The following is a 17,919-nucleotide window of genomic DNA, read 5'->3' as shown; positions in this document are numbered from 1 at the left end:
CCCGCGCGATGGTTTTCACGCTTATGTCGCGATCTCCCCGGGGACCGGCTTCTTGACCCCGTCGCCGGCGGATCATCACCACCGGCTTGGCCTCAGCACCGGGAGGCCAGGACCACGCGTCTTCACGTCCGCAAGCCTGCCGTTCGTCGGCGAGCCCGTGAGCCCGCTGCAGCACGCCTGCGGCCACCGCATCCCCAGACCCCACGTCTCGTGACGATCGCGAAGCGCCCCTCTCGGCGGGCCGGGATGAAGAGAGATGATCATAAGTTCGGATAAATGGCAATAGATTTATTTTTGTCGGAAGTGTGCGACGGGGGCAAGGCGGAAGCCCGATGGTGCGGACAGCCGTTCCGTCGTCATTGCGAGCCCGCTGGGCGACGGAACCCTTGGCTCATCAGCCGGTTGACGCAGCTCTCACATCAGCCGCAGAGGAGTTCGTCGTGCACGACATCAAGGAACATATGGAAGTCATCGGCGCCGACGGCGTGCATGTCGGCACCGTCGATCGCGTCGATGGCAATCGTATCAAGCTGACCAGGAAGGACAGCGGCGAGGGCAGCCACAAGGGCCATCATCATTTCATCGACAAGAGCCTCGTCGCCGACGTCGAAGGCGACAAGGTGCGGCTGTCGGCGGTCGGCGCGGTCGCGGTGACGATGGAGCAGGAGAAGTAGCACTCCGAACTCTGTCATTGCGAGCGCAGCGGGCCGGCTGAGCTGTCGCTAGGCCGTCGTCCGCACCACAAACTCAGTTGTCATCGCCCGGCTGGACCGGGCGATCCAGCACGTCGAGGCGATGCGGCTTGATCATTGCGGCCGCGGCGTACTGGATGCCCGCCTGCGCGGGCATGACGGCGGCGAATGCGGATGCTCTGCGAAAATCAGAGGCAGAGGCGATCTGCGCAATCGGAGGGTAGGCAAAACGGCGCGAGGGGTGGCGTGTGCCCACGATCGGCGCCGGTGGGTGCGGGCGATGGGCACGGCGCGCGAAAGAGCGAAACTCACACCACGGAAAGTGGCGCGCCTTTGCCCACCCCACGTTCGCGCTATTCGGCGGACGCCAAAATCGTCTTCAACAGCTTTGGGAACCGCGCGTTCAGGTCGGCCTCGCGCACGACGTTGCGATGCTCGACGCCTTTTTTCGTGGTCTGGATCAGGCCGGCCTCGCGGAGGATGCGGAAGTGGTTCGACAGCGTCGATTTGGGAATGTCCGGGCAGGGCGCGGCCGCGGTGCAGGACATGCAGTCGCTCTGTTCCATCAGGCCCTTGACGATGCGCAGCCGCATCGGGTCGGCGAGGGCTGAGAGCACGCCGGCCAGGGTGATGTCGTCCCGCGACGGGTGAAACAATGGCGCCATGAAAAAAGATATAGCGACGCCCTTGCGCCGGTTCAATAGTTCACTAGTTCTGAACTATTGAAGCATGTGCCATTGGCGCAGAGGAGAACAAGATGAGCAGACTCGCAGGCAAGGTGGCGCTGGTGACCGGCGCCTCGAAGGGCATTGGTGCTGCGATCGCGGCGCGGCTGGCGGCGGAAGGCGCCGCGGTGGCGGTCAATTACAGCGCCAGCAAGGACGGCGCCGAGCGCGTCGTCGCCGCCATCACCGCCAAGGGCGGCAAGGCGGTCGCCGTCGGCGGCAATCTCACCGACGCGGCGCAGGTGACATCCGTCGTCGCCGCCACCGTCAAGGCGCTCGGCCCGATCGACATCCTCGTCAACAATGCCGGCGTCTATGGGTTTGCGCCGCTCGACGGCATCACGCCGGAGCATTTCCATCAGCATTTCGACCTCAACGTGCTCGGCCTGCTGCTAGTGTCGCAGGAGGCGGTGCGGCATTTCAATCCCGCGGGCGGCAGCATCGTCAACATTTCCTCCGGAGTCTCGACGCTGACGCCGCCGAACACCGCCGTGTACACCGCGACCAAGGCGGCGGTGGATGCGATCTCCTCGGTGCTGTCGAAGGAGCTCGCGCCACGCAAGATCCGCGTCAACACCATCAATCCCGGCATGATCGTGACCGAAGGTGTCGTCGCCGCCGGCCTGCACGAAGGCGACATGCGCCAATGGATCGAGACCGCCACGCCGCTGGCCCGCGTCGGCAAGGCCGAGGAGATCGCGGCGGCGGTCGTGTTCTTCGCATCGGATGATGCGTCCTATGTCACCGGCGAGACGCTGCATGTGACGGGCGGCTTGCGCTGAGGGAGCGCGCCGATTGCATCGTACGGCGTAACGGCTGCTGAGCCGTCGTCAGAGAGGCCGGCGCCGGTGCTACAAACACCACCGTCATCGCCCGGCTCGACCGGGCGATCCAGTATGCCGGGGCGGTGCGGCTTGATCACTGCGGCCGCGGCGTACTGGATGCCCGCCTGCGCGGGCATGACAGCGGAGGATGTGGATGCCTTGGGAGACCATGGACGGAGATGATCACCAAATGACGCCGGGCGGAGGCTGGCAATCTCACCTCACCCCACCACAATCACCGCATCGCGCAGCTCATAGCCGCTGCTCACCGGGTTGATCGTCCTGGTCGGCTGCCGCTCCAGCCGCAAGCCGGGGACGCGCATCAGCTGATCGAGGAAGATCGTGGCCTCGTGCAGCGCAACGGCGGCGCCGGGGCAGCGGTGGGGGCCGTCGCCGAAGCTCATCAGGCTGGCGCTGCCCTTGGCCGGGCGCGCGCGGTCGGGGTCGAGCCGATGCGGGCAGGCGCCGGCGGCGGCTTCGTCGCGGTTGGCGGCGCCGATGTCGATCTCGACCAGGCTGCGTGCCGGGATCGTCGTCTCGCCGGCAGCGGTGTGCAGCGTCATGGGGCAGGCGGTGCGGCGTTTCAGCGTGGATACCACGGGCTCGAGCCGCAGCACCTCCTCGAGAATGGTCATCCGCTCCGGCTCGTCGGCATCGATGAAGCGCGCACGCAGCGCGTCGTCCTCGAACAGCCGCACGGCGGCCATCACGATGAACTCGCGCGTGGTCGCCATCCCCGCGGCGCCATAGGTGAGGCATTCGGTCAGGATCTCGCGGCTGGAATAGCCCTCCGCGATCAGATGCGAGATGACGTCCTCGCGCGGCTCGGCGCGGCGGGCGCGAATGGCCGGGCGCACGTCGAACCAGTAGAAGGCGAGGGTGCGGAGCTGGCCGAACACGGCGTTGCGCAGCGTCACGAGCGCGCTCTTGCCGACAGGCGCGCTGAAGAACCGGTTCAGCCGGGCCGCCATCGCATCGCGCGGGCTGTTGGTCAGGCCGATGATGTCGGCGGCGACCGCGACGGCGAGCGTCAGACTCAGATCATCCAGCCGGGCGCGCCGCGCCTGCCGAAACTGCGCCACGAGGTCGCGGCTGGTTGCCTCCATCAGCTGACAATAGCGCGTCGCCACCACGCGCGGCGTGAAGAACCGCGCGGTGGCGCTGCGCTGCTTCTGATGCGGCTCGCCGTCCTGGTACAGCACCGGCGCGTGGCGCGGGCCGATGAAGCGATGCACCAGCTCGGCATTGAAGCCGGCCTGCCGCACGTCGTCCGAGCGCAGCACCGCGCGCGCGGCGGCGAAGCTGTCGATGCGGATGACGGCCGCGCTCCCGCCGTCATCGGCGGCGTTGGTCGATGCGTGCGGCGAGGACTGAGCGCTCATGCTGAAACCCATGGGCCGGTTGGAACACATGATCCGCCAAAGGCGCTGGCGGGCGGCCCCTTCAGGTAGGGCGCTCGCGCGCGAGATCAATCACTGCTCGCGCGATGATGATGAACTCGGTCGATGGAACGCATGCGCCGTCGCTTCGCTCATCCGGGCTACACGCCCCGCGCGACGGCGCGCCGCGCTCTCCGCGTCGTTGCGAGCGAAGCGGTGTGAACCCAGCAAGCCGCCACAACCTCGGCTGTCATGCCCGCGCAGGCGGGCATCCAGTACGCCGCGGCTTTCAATGGACCCACAGGCGTCTCGGCGTACTGGATCGCCCAGTGAAGAAGCCGTGACGGCTGTGATGGCTGGCAACGACGGAGAGCAGGAGCGAGCGGGGAGATGCGAAGTCTCTTGACGAGCGATCCTGCCGATCAGTGACTCCGTCATGCCCGGGCTTGTCCCGCCTGCGCGGCCGAAGCCGCTTCGGCGCGGCGAAGGCCCGGGCATCCACGTCGTTCTCAGCTTGCCGGCCGACGTGGATGGCCGGGACAAGCCCGGCCATGACGACCTGGAAAGAGATGAGCACAAGACTGCGACCGTCACATGCGATTGCCCTGGGAGCGAGCGGAGCCGCCAGTAAGACAACTTTAGATTGATTCATCAGTTGATCTAGGATCAAATCCGGTGTGCCGAATCTCTGATGCATCACGGAGCTGCCGCCGGCTGTTGAGCTTTCGCCCTTTTGAACAAGGCGTTTTTCGGATTTCAAATCACCGAGGAGTTTTTCATGCGCACAGGCTTTGCCGTCTCGACCCTCTCCATCGTCATCGGATCAGCGGCGTTCGGCTGGGCGATCACCACGCCGCGCCCCGCGCAGGCGTTCCTGGAGGACATCTGCATCCCGCGCGTCAAGGACGGGCTGAAGAACTGCATCGCGCCGGCCAGCGCGTGCAAGGATCCGGCGGAGGCGCTCAACCGCAGCTGTCTGCTCGAGGCGGTGCAGTTCGCCGCCATCCCGCCCGGCCGCAGCATGATCCACGCGGATTCCACCTATTTCATCGCCCAGGCGCTCGGCTATCGCGCCGACGTGGCGTATTGGATCGCGGCGTACAATGAGAACGCCGACTACGCGCAATACAAGCCGATCGACCAGTGCGGCGGACAGGCGTCGTCGACCAATTCGGGCGCGAGCTACATCACCGCGAGCTTCAACGGCTTCCAGCGCACCAACGCTTCGACCGCCGGGCCGCTGTATCATTACCTGCTAAACTTCTCGCCGAACGGGCAGGGCACCGACGTGCACGGCGCCAGCGGCGTCCAGGCGGTGTATCCGTTCCACTATCCGCCGCCCGGCTATCCGATCACCATCGACAGCGTGTATCAGGGCACGCTGTACGATCTCCGGCAATGGGCGATGAAGGGCGACGAGGCACCGGGCCTGCTGTGCACCGTCGGATACACCGTGCCGAACGGCTCGTCGAACTTCAGCGGCCCGAAATGCCTGGCGGGCGCCACCATCAGCGGCACCGTGCCGCTGCTTGAGAACTACGCCATCGGGCCGGCCATCAACGTCGCCTCCGGCCCCAAGGTGCTCGACAACAGCAACACCAGCGACGTCGTCGACTACACCAAGCTGAAATCCTTTCTCGACGACAAGAGCAAGACCACCGGCGTGCTGTTCGACGACCCCAAAAAGCCGCCGGTGCCGGTGCAGATCGCCCGCATCGGGCTCTATCTGCACTCCCTCCAGGATGCCTCCTCGCACGGCACCTTCTGCGGCGACGACGCGCCGTCGCCCCCGGGCGGCTCGGATGCCGGCAGCTACATGTATCTGGACTCCGGCAACGTGAAGCTGGTGTTCGGCACCTATTGCGCGACGGGGCCGCATCTCGCCAGCCATGTCCAGGAGACCGGCACCGGCGACGTCAGCCTGCCGCTGCGCGACTACGTCGCGCTGAACAACACCGTCGACGAGCTGATCCTGTTCGGCAACAACGTCGCCAAGCCGCGCGGCTGGATCGTCAATCCGAGCCTCTTGCCGCCCAACGTCGTCGGCGGCAAGAGCGCCGCGGGTGACAGCGCCGCCGACCTGAAATCGCGCCTGGTCGGCCGCATCGTGCAGGGCGTGCAATGGTCGCGCGCCGAGGTCTACGCATCAGGCGTCATCACCGCGCCACTCCAGCGCACCGACGCGCAGGACCGGCTGAACACCATGAACGCCGCGCTGGGGGCCTATTCGAAGCGGCTGCTGGCGAGCAATCCCAAGCTGACCCCGCTGCGGCCGATGCCCGGGAATTCGTTCGACCCGAACGACAAGTCGGTGTGTTTCAAGTAGCGCCGCGGCTCGAGTCGGCAGAAGGGTTCGCGCTCTCACCCCACGTCATTCCGGGGCGCGCGCAGCGCGAGCCCGGAATCCATAACCACGATCGGGTATGGGTTGCCAGATGCAGGCCGCGATCATGCGCCTCCACCATAGCAGCCGGTGAATATGGATTCCGGGCTCGCGCTTTCGCGCGCCCCGGAATGACGGAGGAGAGAGCCTGCCCAGCCACGTGCGGGGTGCAGCGATGCGTCGCGTGCACCTCTTTGCCAACCGACGTCACGGCAGACCACCTTCAACGCGTTAACCTTCTGGAATCCAGGGTTGCCGCGCAGCATGGTGGATGTGGAGGATCTCGATTGTGTCGCCGGTGATGCGATAGAAGATTTTGTAGGGATAGCGGCCGAGCGACGCCGCGCGGACATCGGGACGGTCCGCAACGCGCCGCGCGCTTGAGGGCCAACGTGCAATGTGGGCCACGACGCGCTTGATGCGTCGCTCCACAGCCGGTGCTATAATTGGGTAATGATCAGCGAGCCAGACGGCTACATCTTCGAGATCCCTCAGGGCTTCGTCTGTATAGACGACCCTCATTGGGATCGGAATTTGGAAAACGCGGCTTCAACGTCATCCTCGCTGGCAAAACGTCGCTCGTTCGCAGCGCGCAGGCCCCTATCGATGCCCGCCAGTTCCTGATCGCTCGGTCGATACTCACCGCCTGTGACGCCGGCGTCGATCTCACGCGCCATCTCGGCCAGTTCATCCTGCAGGTCGGCCGGCCAAGTCTCGACCCGTTCGAGAATGTCTGCGAGCTTTTTGGTTTTCATGGCACCAGACTAGCGCAAAGCCGATCGAATGTCATCGGCACTCATAGGGTGACACCTCGACCACCAGCGCCGGATCGAAGGCCGGGTTCTCGCGGCCATAGCCGTGCGGGTTGCAGATCACGCGAGTGGCGCCGACGCGATAGTCCGAGGGCGTGTGGATGTGGCCGTGGATCCACAGCGCCGGCTGCTTCGCCAGGATCAGCGCCGAGAGGTCGGAGGCGTAGGCGGCGGTGACGCGGTCGTTCCGGTATTGCTCGGCGACCGAGCCCCAGCCGGGGGCGTGGTGGGTGACGACGACAGTCGGGCCGTCGAACGGCGTCTCCAGCAGGCCCGTGAGCCAGGTGCGCGATGTCAGGTGCAGGTCGAGCGCCTCCTGCGGCCGGAAGCGCAGCCAGGGGTCTTTGCGCCAGGTGATGCGGCGATGGTCGTTCATGCGGTCGCGGCAGACCGCCATGGTGTGGACCGCGGAGCCGGCGCCGAAGATCGCATAGTCGGTCCACAGCGTGCAGCCGGCAAAGCGCACGCCCGCGAGCACGACCGCGTCGTTCTCCAGCAGATGCACGCCGAACCGCGCCGCCTCGGCGCGCGCCAGCTTCAATTCCTCGGGAAAGGTGCGGTGATAATATTCATGGTTGCCCATCACCATGACGATCGGCACGTCCTCCGCCACGATCTCGCGCAGCCGCGCAAACCCGTTCACCGCCCCCTCGCAGACATCGCCGGCGACCACGACCACGTCGACCCCGGGCAGGGCCTCGATCGGCTTGGTGTCGGCCATGTCGGCGTGGAGATCGGAGAAGATGTGGAGGTGCATTTAGGTGTACGTCTGAGGAAGCCCAGGGCTTGCAAGATCGACGCCGAGCGAAGCGCAACACGCCGATCGGATCAGGCGGATGATGACGCTCAGCTCAGCCGTCCTACGCTTGCTAGAATGTGCATAACGCGGAAAAGCGGGAACCGCACTTGCGACTCATCTTAAAGTCGCGCCTCCTGCGCCTTTGCGAGGAGGAAATCAAGTTGGCTTCATATCCTTACACGTTAGTCACGGGAAAACTTAAGGATCTGCTCCATAAGGCGCGTACGACTGGCACGCCTGCCAAGCTGACGGCGGCACATCTCAAGACGTTGGGCTTTACGTCAAGCAACGACGTAGGAATGATCGGCGTCTTCAAATTCATCGGGTTGGTTGATCAATCGGGCATTCCAACTCCGCTTTGGACAGAATTCCGAGGAAAGGACCACAGAAAGGTACTAGCCAAGGCCATCCGCCAGGGATACGCGGAGCTCTTCACCGTCTATCCCGATGCGCATGCTCGATCTGTTTCAGACTTGACCCACGTTTTCAGTACTTCGACAACTGGTGGCGAAGCAGTCGTAAAGCAGACCGTGCAGACATTCAAATCACTGATCGAGGAAGCGGACTTTAACAGTAGCCCAGATGCAAGCACGACGGCGCTGTCGGCCGGTACATTGCACTTGCCCGCCGCACCTTCTGGAGCCCCAAATCTGTCAACTTCGGCTCTCGGGCAAGGCGCGCCCGAAGTGCATATCGATATCCAAATTCACATCTCACCAGAGTCGTCTGCGGAGCAAATCGAGAAGATATTCGAGAGCATGGCGAAGCATCTTTACGGAAAGCGTGCCGACGGAAGGACATAATGTCTCCCCAGAACTTACTCTCTGTAGCGAAGGCGATCCATGAAGACGTCGAGGCGGTCCTTGGCCCTCCGGAGGAGGGGCTGGTTCCTAATTCGCACCTCGTCATCATGAGTAGCCTCACACGCGGGTCGCGGAGTTACATCGTAGCAATCGCGAACCAGATAAACGGGACTTATGAAAAAGGATGGTATGATGCGTGCGCTGTGATGATAAGGCGCTTCATAGAAACATTGCTGATTGAGACGTTTGAGAAGCACGGAGCGGCACAAAACATCAAGCATCCTGCAACAAGTGATTACATGTTCCTTCGAGATATGATCAACGTCACCGTGAACGAGACGGCATGGAATCCGAGCAGGAATTTAAAATCGGCTCTACCGAAATTGAAAGATGTCGGGGACAAGTCAGCTCATAACCGATACTTCATCGCGAAGCGGGGTGATATCCAGCCGCTTATTGGCGATATCAGGACCGTTGTAGAAGAGCTTCTTCTACAAAGTGGCCTCAAGAACTGAAGGTAGTGCAGTATTTGGTGATTTTTATGGGTATTTTCGTGGAAATGGCTGGACTTAATAGGAAGAGCGCAGCGAAATTGCGCTTCGCGCAATCGCGCGGCGCTTGCTAGTCCCGCGGCACCTTTATTCGCCGGCTATTGTGGCGCAAAGGGAGGCCGAGTTGCGATGAGCAGAAGAATTTATTGATAGTGTGCTTACAGCTGAGAACTAACCGTCCTTCCACTTTGAAAGTTGCTTTTTCATTCCCTCATTTGGAAGATCTCCAAGAAAACGGTCGAGTCTAGCTGGGTCGGGCTCGTGACGAACGGCGTCCAAGATTATCTCCCAACTTTCCACCGCCTCGGGGCGTTCGGCCAAAACTATGCCAATTCCGTATTTCTGTGCGAGTTCTACTATTCGGTCGGCTTCAGAAACGACTTCGAATGTGGAGCGGGAAGTCGAGTAAAATACGTATGATCGGTGCGCCGCCTCTCTATGTGCTATTGCTTCGAGTACGGCCAGAATGTTTGTAGCCTCACTAAGCTTTACTTCGAATGTCACGATCTCCAGTCTCTTCGAAAGATATACATACCGCTTAATACCCGCGGCGGTGAGATCGGGTCGTGTAAACGTGCCGCCCGTATCCTTTGATCCTCTGGAATGGGTTTCGTCCACACGAACTTCGTCGAAGCCAAATCTATTTATCCACTTGGATTCGATTGATCCTCGAAGCGGAGCGTATAAATCTCTTTCGCGAGGAGGAGTGACTTGGCCCGGGATTTCCTTAATGAGCTGGGCATCGGTGAGTCTCACGGACCCGCCTCGGCCCCGACCCGGAACGATTTGGCCGCTCTCGATTAGGCGCCCTTGAACTTTCCAATAAAAATCTTCGTCCCATTCCAAAGTTTGTCGCAACGTTCCGTTGCCGGACGATCCGCCTGCCTCTTTGAGGGTGGCTATAAATTCATCGAGACGGTTCTTTGTTACGTTGTTAGCCACGTTCAATCCCCGAAGAACCTCGATCTTTTCAAGCGGACATCTATCTTAGGAATGGCAATTAGCGGTGAAAGTTAGGGGGCGCCGCGGCAATCTGGTCAACTGATTTGGTGATTAAAATCGCGCTCGCGTGGGTTGTAAAGTAAAAAGGCGACCTCGCGGTCGCCTTTTTCAAAGGAATGGGACATCTGTCTGGTAGCTCGGCCAACTCTTAGCTGCACCCCGTCGTGCTTCCGCACGTATCGCACTTCATGCACGTGCCATTCCGGACCAGGGTGAAGTTGCCGCACTCCGAGCACATCTCGCCTTCGTAGCCCTTGGCCTTGGCTTCGGCGCGGCGTTCGGCCTTGGAGGCGACCTGGGTGTTCGCCGTGCCGGCCTTGCTCCACTGCAGCGCCTCGAGCTTCTCGGTGGGCGAGAGGTCGTGCTGCGGCTCCTGCTTCAGGGCGACGGCGCCGTCGATGGCGTCGCCGGTGCGGGAGGAGGAGCGGGCGGTGGCGCCGCTGCCGACCGGCCCGGTCGACGAGGTGCCGCTGCCCTGGGAGCCGCCGCGCATCACGACGAGGTTGTCGGTGCGGGAGCGGGTCAGGCCGCGCGACACGTATTTCGCGGCCTGCTGGCTCGGGCCGTCCTCCGACGGCTTGCCTTCGTCGACGCCGCGGCCGAGCGCATCGAAATTGCTCTCGGACGGGTCGACATGGGCGAGGTCGAAGCGCGACATGTAGCTGACGGCGAGCTCGCGGAACACGTAGTCGAGGATCGACGTCGCATATTTGATCGAGTCGTTGCCCTGGACGGGACCGGCCGGCTCGAAGCGGGTGAAGGTGAAGGCGTCGACATACTCCTCTAGCGGCACGCCGTACTGGAGGCCCAGCGACACCGCGATGGCGAAGTTGTTGATGAAGGAGCGCAGCGCCGCGCCCTCCTTGTGCATGTCGATGAAGATCTCGCCGAGGCGGCCGTCATCATACTCGCCGGTGCGCAAATACACCTTGTGGCCGCCGACGACCGCCTTCTGGGTGTAGCCCTTGCGGCGATCCGGCATCTTCTCGCGCTCGCGCATCACGACGATGCGCTCGACCAGCTTCTCGACGATCTTCTCCGAGACCTGGGTGGCACGCGCCGCCATCGGCTTCTCGTAGAACGACTCGACCGCATCGTCCTCGTCCTCATCGTCGCTGATGAGCTGCGAGTTGAGCGGCTGCGACAGCTTCGAGCCGTCGCGGTAGAGCGCGTTGGCCTTCAGCGCGAGCTTCCAGGACAGCAGATACGCCGCCTTGCAGTCCTCGACCGTGGCGTCGTTCGGCATGTTGATGGTCTTGGAGATCGCGCCCGAGATGAACGGCTGCGCCGCCGCCATCATGCGGATGTGGCTCTCGACCGAGAGATAGCGCTTGCCGATCTTGCCGCAGGGATTGGCGCAGTCGAACACCGCGTAATGCTCGGCCTTGAGGTGCGGGGCACCCTCGACCGTCATCGCGCCGCAGATGTGCACGTTGGCGGCCTCGATCTCGCGCTTGGTGAAGCCGATCGCGGCGAGCAGCTCGAAGGTCGGCGACGCCAGCGCGTCCGCCGAGACGCCGAGCTGCTTGGTGATGAAGTCCTCGCCGAGCGTCCACTTGTTGAACACGAACTTGATGTCGAACGCGGTCGGCAAGGCCTTCTCGACCTTGGCGATGGCTTCATCCGTAAAACCCTTGGCCTTCAGGGTCGAGGCGTTGATGCCCGGCGCGTTGGACAGCGAGCCGTGACCGACGGCATAAGCCTCGATCTCGGCGATCTCGCTCTCGCGATAGCCGAGCGCGCGCAGCGCCTCGGGCACAGCGCGGTTGATGATCTTGAAGTAGCCGCCGCCGGCCAGCTTCTTGAACTTCACCAGCGCGAAGTCAGGCTCGATGCCGGTGGTGTCGCAATCCATGACGAGGCCGATGGTGCCGGTCGGGGCGACCACGGTGACCTGGGCGTTGCGATAGCCGTTGGTCTCGCCGAGCGCGAGCGCGTCGTCCCAGGCCTGGATGGCGTGGCTGACGAGCGAGACCTGCGGGCAGTGGGCGTGGTCGAGCGGCACCGGGTTGACCGAGAGGGCCTCATAGCCGGTGGCCTCGCCCTTCGCCGCGCGGCGATGGTTCTTGATGACGCGCAGCATGTGCGCGGCGTTCTTCTTGTAGCCGGGGAACGGGCCGAGCTCGCCGGCCATCTCGGCCGAGGTCTTGTAGGCGATGCCGGTCATGATCGCACTGAGCGCACCGCACAGCGCGCGGCCTTCCTTGCTGTCGTAGGACAGGCCCATGGTCATCAGCAGGCCGCCGATATTGGCGTAGCCGAGGCCGAGCGTGCGGAACTCGTAGGACAGCTCGGCGATCGCCTTGGACGGGAACTGCGCCATCAGCACGGAGATTTCGAGCACGATGGTCCAGAGCCGGCAGAGATGCTCGTAGGCGCCGACGTCGAAGTGCTTGGTGGACGTGTTGTAGAACGTCAGCAGATTGGCGGAGGCCAGGTTGCAGGCGGTGTCGTCCAGGAACATGTATTCCGAGCACGGATTGGACGCGCGGATGTCGCCGGACGCCTTGCAGGTGTGCCAGTCGTTCATCGTGGTGTTGAAGTGCAGGCCGGGATCGGCCGAGGCCCAGGCGGCGTGGCCGATCTTCTCCCAGAGGTCCCTGGCCTTGAGCGTCTTGACGACCTTCTTGTTGGTGCGGCCGATCAGGCTCCAGTCGCCGTCGGTCTCGACCGCGCGCAAAAAGTCGTCCTTCAGCGACACCGAGTTGTTGGAGTTCTGGCCGGAGACGGTCAGGTACGCTTCGGAATCCCAGTCGGTGTCGTAGATCGGGAAGTCGATGTCCTTGTAACCTTGCCTGGCGAACTGGATCACCCGCTTGATGTAGTTGTCGGGCACCAGCGCGCGGCGCGCGAGCTTGATCTCGCGGCGCAGCGCCGGGTTCTTCTCGGGATCGAAGCAGTCGTCGCCGGAGCCCTCGCAATTGACGCAGGCCTTCATCACGGCCTTCAAGTGCTTCTGGTTGATCTTGGAGCCGGTGACGAGGGCTGCGACCTTCTGCTCCTCCTTCACCTTCCAGTCGATATAGGCCTCGATGTCCGGATGGTCGGCGTCGACCACGACCATCTTGGCGGCGCGGCGGGTGGTGCCGCCCGACTTGATCGCGCCGGCAGCGCGGTCGCCGATCTTGAGGAAGCTCATCAGGCCGGACGAGCGGCCGCCGCCCGACAGGCGCTCGCCCTCGCCGCGCAGCCGCGAGAAGTTGGAGCCGGTGCCGGAGCCGTATTTGAACAGGCGCGCCTCGCGCACCCACAGGTCCATGATGCCGCCGTCATTGACGAGGTCGTCCTCGACGCCCTGGATGAAGCAGGCGTGCGGCTGCGGATGCTCGTAGGACGATTTCGACTTGGTCAGCTTGCCGGTCTTGTAGTCGACGTAATAGTGGCCCTGGCCGGGGCCGTCGATGCCATAGGCCCAGTGCAGTCCGGTGTTGAACCATTGCGGCGAGTTCGGCGCGACCATCTGCTTGGCCAGCATGAAGCGCAGCTCGTCGTAGAACGCGACGGCGTCCTCCTCGGAGGAGAAGTAGTTGCCCTTCCAGCCCCAATAGGTCCAGCAGCCGGCGAGGCGGTCGAACACCTGCTTGGCGGAGCGCTCGCTGCCGTAGCGCTCGTTTTCGGGGAGGGCGGCGAGCGCGTCGGTGTCGGGCACCGAGCGCCACAGCCAGGACGGCACGGTCTCTTCCTCGACCTTCTTCAGGCGCGCGGCGACGCCCGCTTTCCGGAAATACTTCTGCGCCAGCACGTCGGAGGCGACCTGCGACCAGAACTCGGGCACCTCGACATTCTCGAGCCGGAACACCACCGAGCCGTCCGGATTCTTGATCTCGGACGTGGTCAGGCGGAAGTCGATCCCTGCATAGGGAGACTGTCCTTCGGTGGTGTTGCGCCGTTCAATCCGCATCGCGAGCCCCAATTGTTCTTGCCGGACCGCGTTCGCGGCCGGGATCATTGCATCCAAAGGCGAGGGCTTGCGAGTCCCATCCGAAGGGATCTCGTCTGCCGCCGCAGTTCAACCGGTCGCCCGGTCCCGTCTCTCTTTAACGCCTCACGCGTGCCGTCCGGCTCCGTCGCCGCTGCAAGACAGCCCCCACATCTAGTGGGGGCCTTCGCAGCCCCGTCATCGCGACCACCCCGCCGCGGGACAGACGACGAGCCGCACGCCGGGCCTGTTGGCCTTCTGGCGCGGTCGTCCTCAAAAACCCTTCTGGGAGCGGCCGGCGAAACGAGAAACACGATCAAGCGCCGAACCGGGCCGGAAGCTAGGACGACTCCGCTTCCCCCGTCAAGCACTAGTGGGGGTTCCGTAACCAAACACTAAATATGGGGGAAAGTACGGGATAACCAGGGCGATTGCCGGTATCGTGATGGACGTAACTATCGGCGAGTCCACACGGATTCGAAACCAAAAAAATTTGCCCGGCGTCCTGTCCACAGGGCTTCGTCCCGCTGTTCACAGGGGCAAATTTATTCGCGTCACACGGGTGTGTTTTGCTTGCATCGGCGGGACTCACGGCGCCTTACGGGCAGGACGCGGGGCAGGCATGTCCCACAATCCCTGGTGTGCCCGGACAAACGCCGGCAAGCTGATCATCCCACAGACTGCGCCGGTTGATTCCATGACAGACAAGCCAACGGCCAGCGGGCGGATCACGCCCGCCGGGCTGATGTTCCTCGCCATCACCTCGCTCGGCTGGGGCTTCAACTGGCCGGTGACCAAGCACCTGGTCGGCGTGCTGCCGCCGCTGACCCTGCGGGGCACCACCGGCGTGGTCGGCGCGCTGCTGCTGGCGCTGCTCGCGGTCGTCAGAAGCCAGAGCCTCTACGTCCCGCGCGAAATCTGGCCGCGGCTGATCCTGGCGGGGATGCTCAACGTCACCGCCTGGATGGTGCTGATGGGGTTGGCGCTCTTATGGCTGCCGGCCGGCGAGGCGGCGCTGATCGCCTACACCATGCCGGTGTGGGCCTCGCTGCTGGCCTGGCCGATTCTCGGCGAGCGCCCGACGGTGCTGCGCGTGCTGGCGCTGGTGCTGGCCTTCGCGGGGCTGGCCGCGATCATGGGCAGCAACGGGCTCAACGCCAGCCGCGACAAGCTGCCGGGCATCCTGATGGTCCTCGGCGGCGCGTTCGGCTTCGCGCTCGGCACGGTGATGGCCAAGAAGCTGCCGATCAAGCTGCCGCCGCTGTCGGCCGCGGCCTGGCAGATCGGCATCGGCTGCGTGCCGATCGTGATCGTCGGATTCGCTGTGGAGACGTCGGACTGGACGAAGCTCGACCAGCTCGACTGGGCACTGATGTTCTATTCGACCGTGATCCAGTTCTGCGTCGCCTATGTCGCCTGGTTCGCGGCGCTGGCCCGGCTGCCGGCCTCGGTGGCGGCGATCGGCACCATGGCGGTGCCGGTGATCGGCGTCGTCGCCTCCGCGATCGCGCTGCGCGAGCCGCTCGGAGCAGGGCAGATCGCCGCGCTCGCCTTCACGCTCGGGGCGGTGGCGCTGGCGACGCGGGGCTAGCACCGCCGGCCGGCGCGCCGTCGAGGGCGCGGCGGACCATCTGGGCGAGCTCGGCGCGACGATAGGGCTTCGTCAGCAGCAGCGCGTCCGGCAGCAACTGGCGGTTCTCGATGATCGCATTGTCGGTATAGCCGGAGGTGTAGAGCACCCGAAGCCCGGGACGCGTCGTCCTGATCGTGTCCGCGAGCTCGCTGCCGCCGATGCCGCCGGGCATGATGACGTCGGTGAACAGCAGATCGAACGGCTGACCCTGCGCGACGATGGTCAGCGCTTCCGCCGCGTGTGAGGCGACGAGCGTGGTGTAGCCGAGGCCCTCGAGCTGGGTGAGCACGAAGTCGCGCACCAGCGGATCGTCCTCCACGACCAGGATGGTCTCCGTCCCGCGCGGCAGAATCTGCGCGCGCTCCGGCTCGGTCTGTTGCAGCATATGCGCCGCCGGCAGATAGAGCCGGATCGTGGTGCCGCGGTTCTCCTCGCTGTACAGCTTGATGTGGCCGCCCGACTGCTTGACGAAGCCATAGACCATGCTGAGCCCGAGGCCGGAGCCTTTGCCCGCGTCCTTGGTGGTGAAGAACGGCTCGAACGCGCGGTCCTTGACCTCCGCCGGCATGCCGGTGCCGGAGTCGCTGACGGCCACCATGACATAGGGGCCAGGCACAACACCGGGGTTGGCGGCGGCATAGGCCTCATCGAGCACGGTCTTCGTCGTTTCCAGCAGCAGCTTGCCGCCGTCCGGCATCGCATCGCGCGCGTTGATGGCCATGTTCACCAGCGAGTTCGCCAACTGCGCGGAATCGACGTGGGCGATGAGATCGCCTTCGGCGAGAATGGTCCTGACCTCGACCTGCTCGCCGAGCGTCGGGCGCAGCAGCTTGGCGATGTCCTCCACCGTGGCATTGACGTCGATGTCACGCGGCCGCAGCGGCTGCTTGCGCGCAAATGCGAGCAGATGACGGATCAGCTCGGTGCAGCGATCGGTGGCCCTGCTGATGAGGACGGCGAGCTCGGCCGCCGCCGGACGGTCGTGAACGGCGTCGATCAGCATTTCGATCGATCCGGTGATGATCGTCAGCATGTTGTTGAAATCATGCGCGACGCCGCCGGTGAGCTTGCCGATGGCATCCAGCTTCTGCGCCTGCTGCAGCAGGCGCTCGATCTCGTGCACCTCGGTCACGTCGTGATACACCAGCGCCGCGCCGCTGATCGCGTCCGCCGAATTGCGCAGCGGCCGCCCGCTGACCATCAGGCGGAATTGCGGCCGGCCGTCGGTCGGCTTGACGACGACCTCGCGGCGATCGAACGAGAGGCCGCGCAGCGCGCGCGCAATCGGCAGCTCCCGGTCGTCAACGAGCGTCATGCCGTCGCTCTCGTAGAAGCGGTTCGCGGCGAGCATTTCGGCGAAGGTCTTGCCGACATCGGTTCCGAGGAAATGGCCCGCCGCCTCGTTCGCCAGCATGATCGTGCCCTCGGGATCGACCACCAGCACGCCCTCGGCCATGCTGTTGAAGGTGTTCTCGAGAATGGCGGAGGAGCGGCGCAGCTCGTCATAGGCGGCGGCGAGATCGCCTCGCTGTTGCAGCGCCTGGGCCTCGAGCGAGGTTGCGGTGGCCTGCGAGCGGGTGAGGGACGTCCGCAGTGCCCTGTCCGACAGGTAGGCGCGCCGGACCAGATAGGCCGCAATCGCGAGCACGAGGGCGACGCCGGCGAGATCGATCGCCAGCAGCCAAGTGCCCGTCTGCCGCGAGGTCGCGCCACGCTCACCGAGCAGGCGGCGCTCCTGCTCGGTGAAGGCATCGAGTGTCTCGTTGATTTTCGTCATCGCCGCAGAACCTGGGGCGTTCGCCATCAGGGCCTGCAGGCCGTCGCGATCGTTCGCGGCATGAAGACGGATCAGTTCGCCGGCAAGCTCGATGCGCCGCTGCACCACGCCGTCGATCGACCGTAGCCGCTCGCTCTGCGCGGAGTTGTCACGGACGAGCTGTCGCAGATCCGCCCAGGCGCCCGGAACGAGGCCGCTGGTCTCCTGGAACTCCGTGGCGAAACGGTCGGCGCGCGACAAGGCAAAGCCGCGCGAGGCTGCTTCGGCCTGCCGCAGCAACAGGCGCAGCTCGGACGCTTTTTCGAGAACCTCCATCGTGTGCTCGACCAAGGCGGTGTCGCGGCGCGCCTTGAGGTCGAGCGCCGTGGACGCCGCACCGACTGCGAGCAGCGTTCCAAGGCCAAGCCCGATCGCCACACGCCGGCGAATCATTGCTGGTGTCCAGGAGCGCTGGAGGCGCGCGGTCGATCAAGCCGCATCGTGATTATGAGTTGCTCTCTATCGTGAACGGCGAACAATTCGGTCAGGGAATGTCATGAGTTGTAAGCAAGAGCGCGCGTCCTGCCAATCGTCTGTTTGAGTTCCATCTCAATTTGTCAGGCCGCTCGCGGTTCAGGTTC

General features: G+C 64.1%; 15 protein-coding genes. 6 read left to right on the top strand and 9 right to left on the bottom strand.

All coding sequences use genetic code 11. From position 1 onward, the window contains the following. Positions 1-440 precede the first annotated feature (440 nt). Positions 441-674 carry a DUF2171 domain-containing protein gene (locus QX108_RS04665; RefSeq protein WP_315720350.1) on the top strand — a complete coding sequence of 78 codons (234 nt, stop codon included), beginning with the start codon at positions 441-443 and terminating at the stop codon, positions 672-674. A gap of 73 nt (positions 675-747) precedes the next feature. Here QX108_RS04665 and QX108_RS04660 read toward each other — a convergent pair whose 3' ends face one another. Together QX108_RS04660 and QX108_RS04655 are read right to left on the bottom strand one after the other, a co-directional pair. Continuing rightward, positions 748-948, bottom strand: a complete 201-nt coding sequence (locus tag QX108_RS04660; protein WP_315787716.1) for a hypothetical protein — start codon at positions 946-948, stop codon at positions 748-750. Between the two features lie 97 nt (positions 949-1,045). Beyond that, on the bottom strand, positions 1,046-1,357 hold the full coding sequence (locus tag QX108_RS04655; protein ID WP_172109477.1) for an ArsR/SmtB family transcription factor: 312 nt from the start codon (positions 1,355-1,357) through the stop codon (positions 1,046-1,048). Between the two features lie 92 nt (positions 1,358-1,449). Here QX108_RS04655 and QX108_RS04650 point away from each other — a divergent pair, with 92 nt between their 5' ends. Continuing rightward, the gene (locus QX108_RS04650) at positions 1,450-2,199 is read left to right on the top strand and encodes a glucose 1-dehydrogenase (protein WP_315787719.1); all 750 of its coding nucleotides are present in this window, start codon (positions 1,450-1,452) and stop codon (positions 2,197-2,199) included. Positions 2,200-2,462: 263 nt separating this feature from the next. Here the strand turns inward: QX108_RS04650 and QX108_RS04645 are convergent, their stop codons facing one another. Next, the gene (locus tag QX108_RS04645; protein ID WP_315787722.1) at positions 2,463-3,623 is read right to left on the bottom strand and encodes a cytochrome P450; all 1,161 of its coding nucleotides are present in this window, start codon (positions 3,621-3,623) and stop codon (positions 2,463-2,465) included. Positions 3,624-4,398: 775 nt separating this feature from the next. On the opposite strand from QX108_RS04645, the gene QX108_RS04640 reads away from it, so the two are divergent. Continuing rightward, positions 4,399-5,946, top strand: coding sequence for a hypothetical protein (locus QX108_RS04640; RefSeq protein ID WP_315778525.1), 1,548 nt, complete (start codon positions 4,399-4,401; stop codon positions 5,944-5,946). A gap of 288 nt (positions 5,947-6,234) precedes the next feature. On the opposite strand, the gene QX108_RS04635 is transcribed toward QX108_RS04640, so the two are convergent. Genes QX108_RS04635 through QX108_RS04625 form a run of 3 tightly spaced genes read right to left on the bottom strand, consistent with a single transcriptional unit; the run spans position 6,235 to position 7,572 of the window. Next, positions 6,235-6,525, bottom strand: coding sequence for a type II toxin-antitoxin system RelE/ParE family toxin (locus tag QX108_RS04635; RefSeq protein WP_315778526.1), 291 nt, complete (start codon positions 6,523-6,525; stop codon positions 6,235-6,237). After that, a complete protein-coding gene (locus tag QX108_RS04630) occupies positions 6,522-6,758 on the bottom strand; it encodes a hypothetical protein (protein WP_315778527.1) in 237 nt (78 codons plus the stop codon). Before QX108_RS04630 ends, QX108_RS04635 begins: the two co-directional genes overlap by 4 nt. Positions 6,759-6,789: 31 nt before the next feature. Then, a complete protein-coding gene (locus QX108_RS04625) occupies positions 6,790-7,572 on the bottom strand; it encodes a metallophosphoesterase (RefSeq protein WP_315778528.1) in 783 nt (260 codons plus the stop codon). 149 nt (positions 7,573-7,721) lie between these two features. On the opposite strand from QX108_RS04625, the gene QX108_RS04620 reads away from it, so the two are divergent. Together QX108_RS04620 and QX108_RS04615 are read left to right on the top strand one after the other, a co-directional pair. Continuing rightward, positions 7,722-8,417 (top strand): DUF5343 domain-containing protein, encoded by a 696-nt coding sequence (locus tag QX108_RS04620; RefSeq protein WP_315778529.1) that lies wholly within the window; start codon positions 7,722-7,724, stop codon positions 8,415-8,417. Then, on the top strand, positions 8,417-8,932 hold the full coding sequence (locus tag QX108_RS04615; protein ID WP_315778530.1) for a hypothetical protein: 516 nt from the start codon (positions 8,417-8,419) through the stop codon (positions 8,930-8,932). Before QX108_RS04620 ends, QX108_RS04615 begins: the two co-directional genes overlap by 1 nt. Positions 8,933-9,139: 207 nt before the next feature. On the opposite strand, the gene QX108_RS04610 is transcribed toward QX108_RS04615, so the two are convergent. Further along, the gene (locus tag QX108_RS04610) at positions 9,140-9,724 is read right to left on the bottom strand and encodes a hypothetical protein (RefSeq protein ID WP_315778531.1); all 585 of its coding nucleotides are present in this window, start codon (positions 9,722-9,724) and stop codon (positions 9,140-9,142) included. A 394-nt stretch (positions 9,725-10,118) separates the two neighbouring features. Continuing rightward, entirely contained in the window at positions 10,119-13,871 is a 3,753-nt protein-coding gene (locus QX108_RS04605; RefSeq protein WP_315778532.1) for a vitamin B12-dependent ribonucleotide reductase, read from the bottom strand. Between the two features lie 715 nt (positions 13,872-14,586). Here QX108_RS04605 and QX108_RS04600 point away from each other — a divergent pair. After that, entirely contained in the window at positions 14,587-15,480 is an 894-nt protein-coding gene (locus QX108_RS04600) for a DMT family transporter (RefSeq protein ID WP_315778533.1), read from the top strand. Here QX108_RS04600 and QX108_RS04595 read toward each other — a convergent pair. Further along, positions 15,443-17,731 carry a CHASE3 domain-containing protein gene (locus QX108_RS04595; RefSeq protein WP_315778534.1) on the bottom strand — a complete coding sequence of 763 codons (2,289 nt, stop codon included), beginning with the start codon at positions 17,729-17,731 and terminating at the stop codon, positions 15,443-15,445. The genes QX108_RS04600 and QX108_RS04595 overlap by 38 nt on opposite strands. Between the last annotated feature and the right edge of the window lie 188 nt (positions 17,732-17,919).

The sequence above is a fragment of the Bradyrhizobium sp. SZCCHNR1002 genome, from assembly GCF_032381435.1.
Taxonomy (GTDB): Bacteria; Pseudomonadota; Alphaproteobacteria; order Rhizobiales; family Xanthobacteraceae; genus Bradyrhizobium; species Bradyrhizobium aeschynomenes.
The sequence above is the reverse complement of the archived record's forward strand: the minus strand, read 5'-3'. Positions and strand labels throughout refer to the sequence as shown.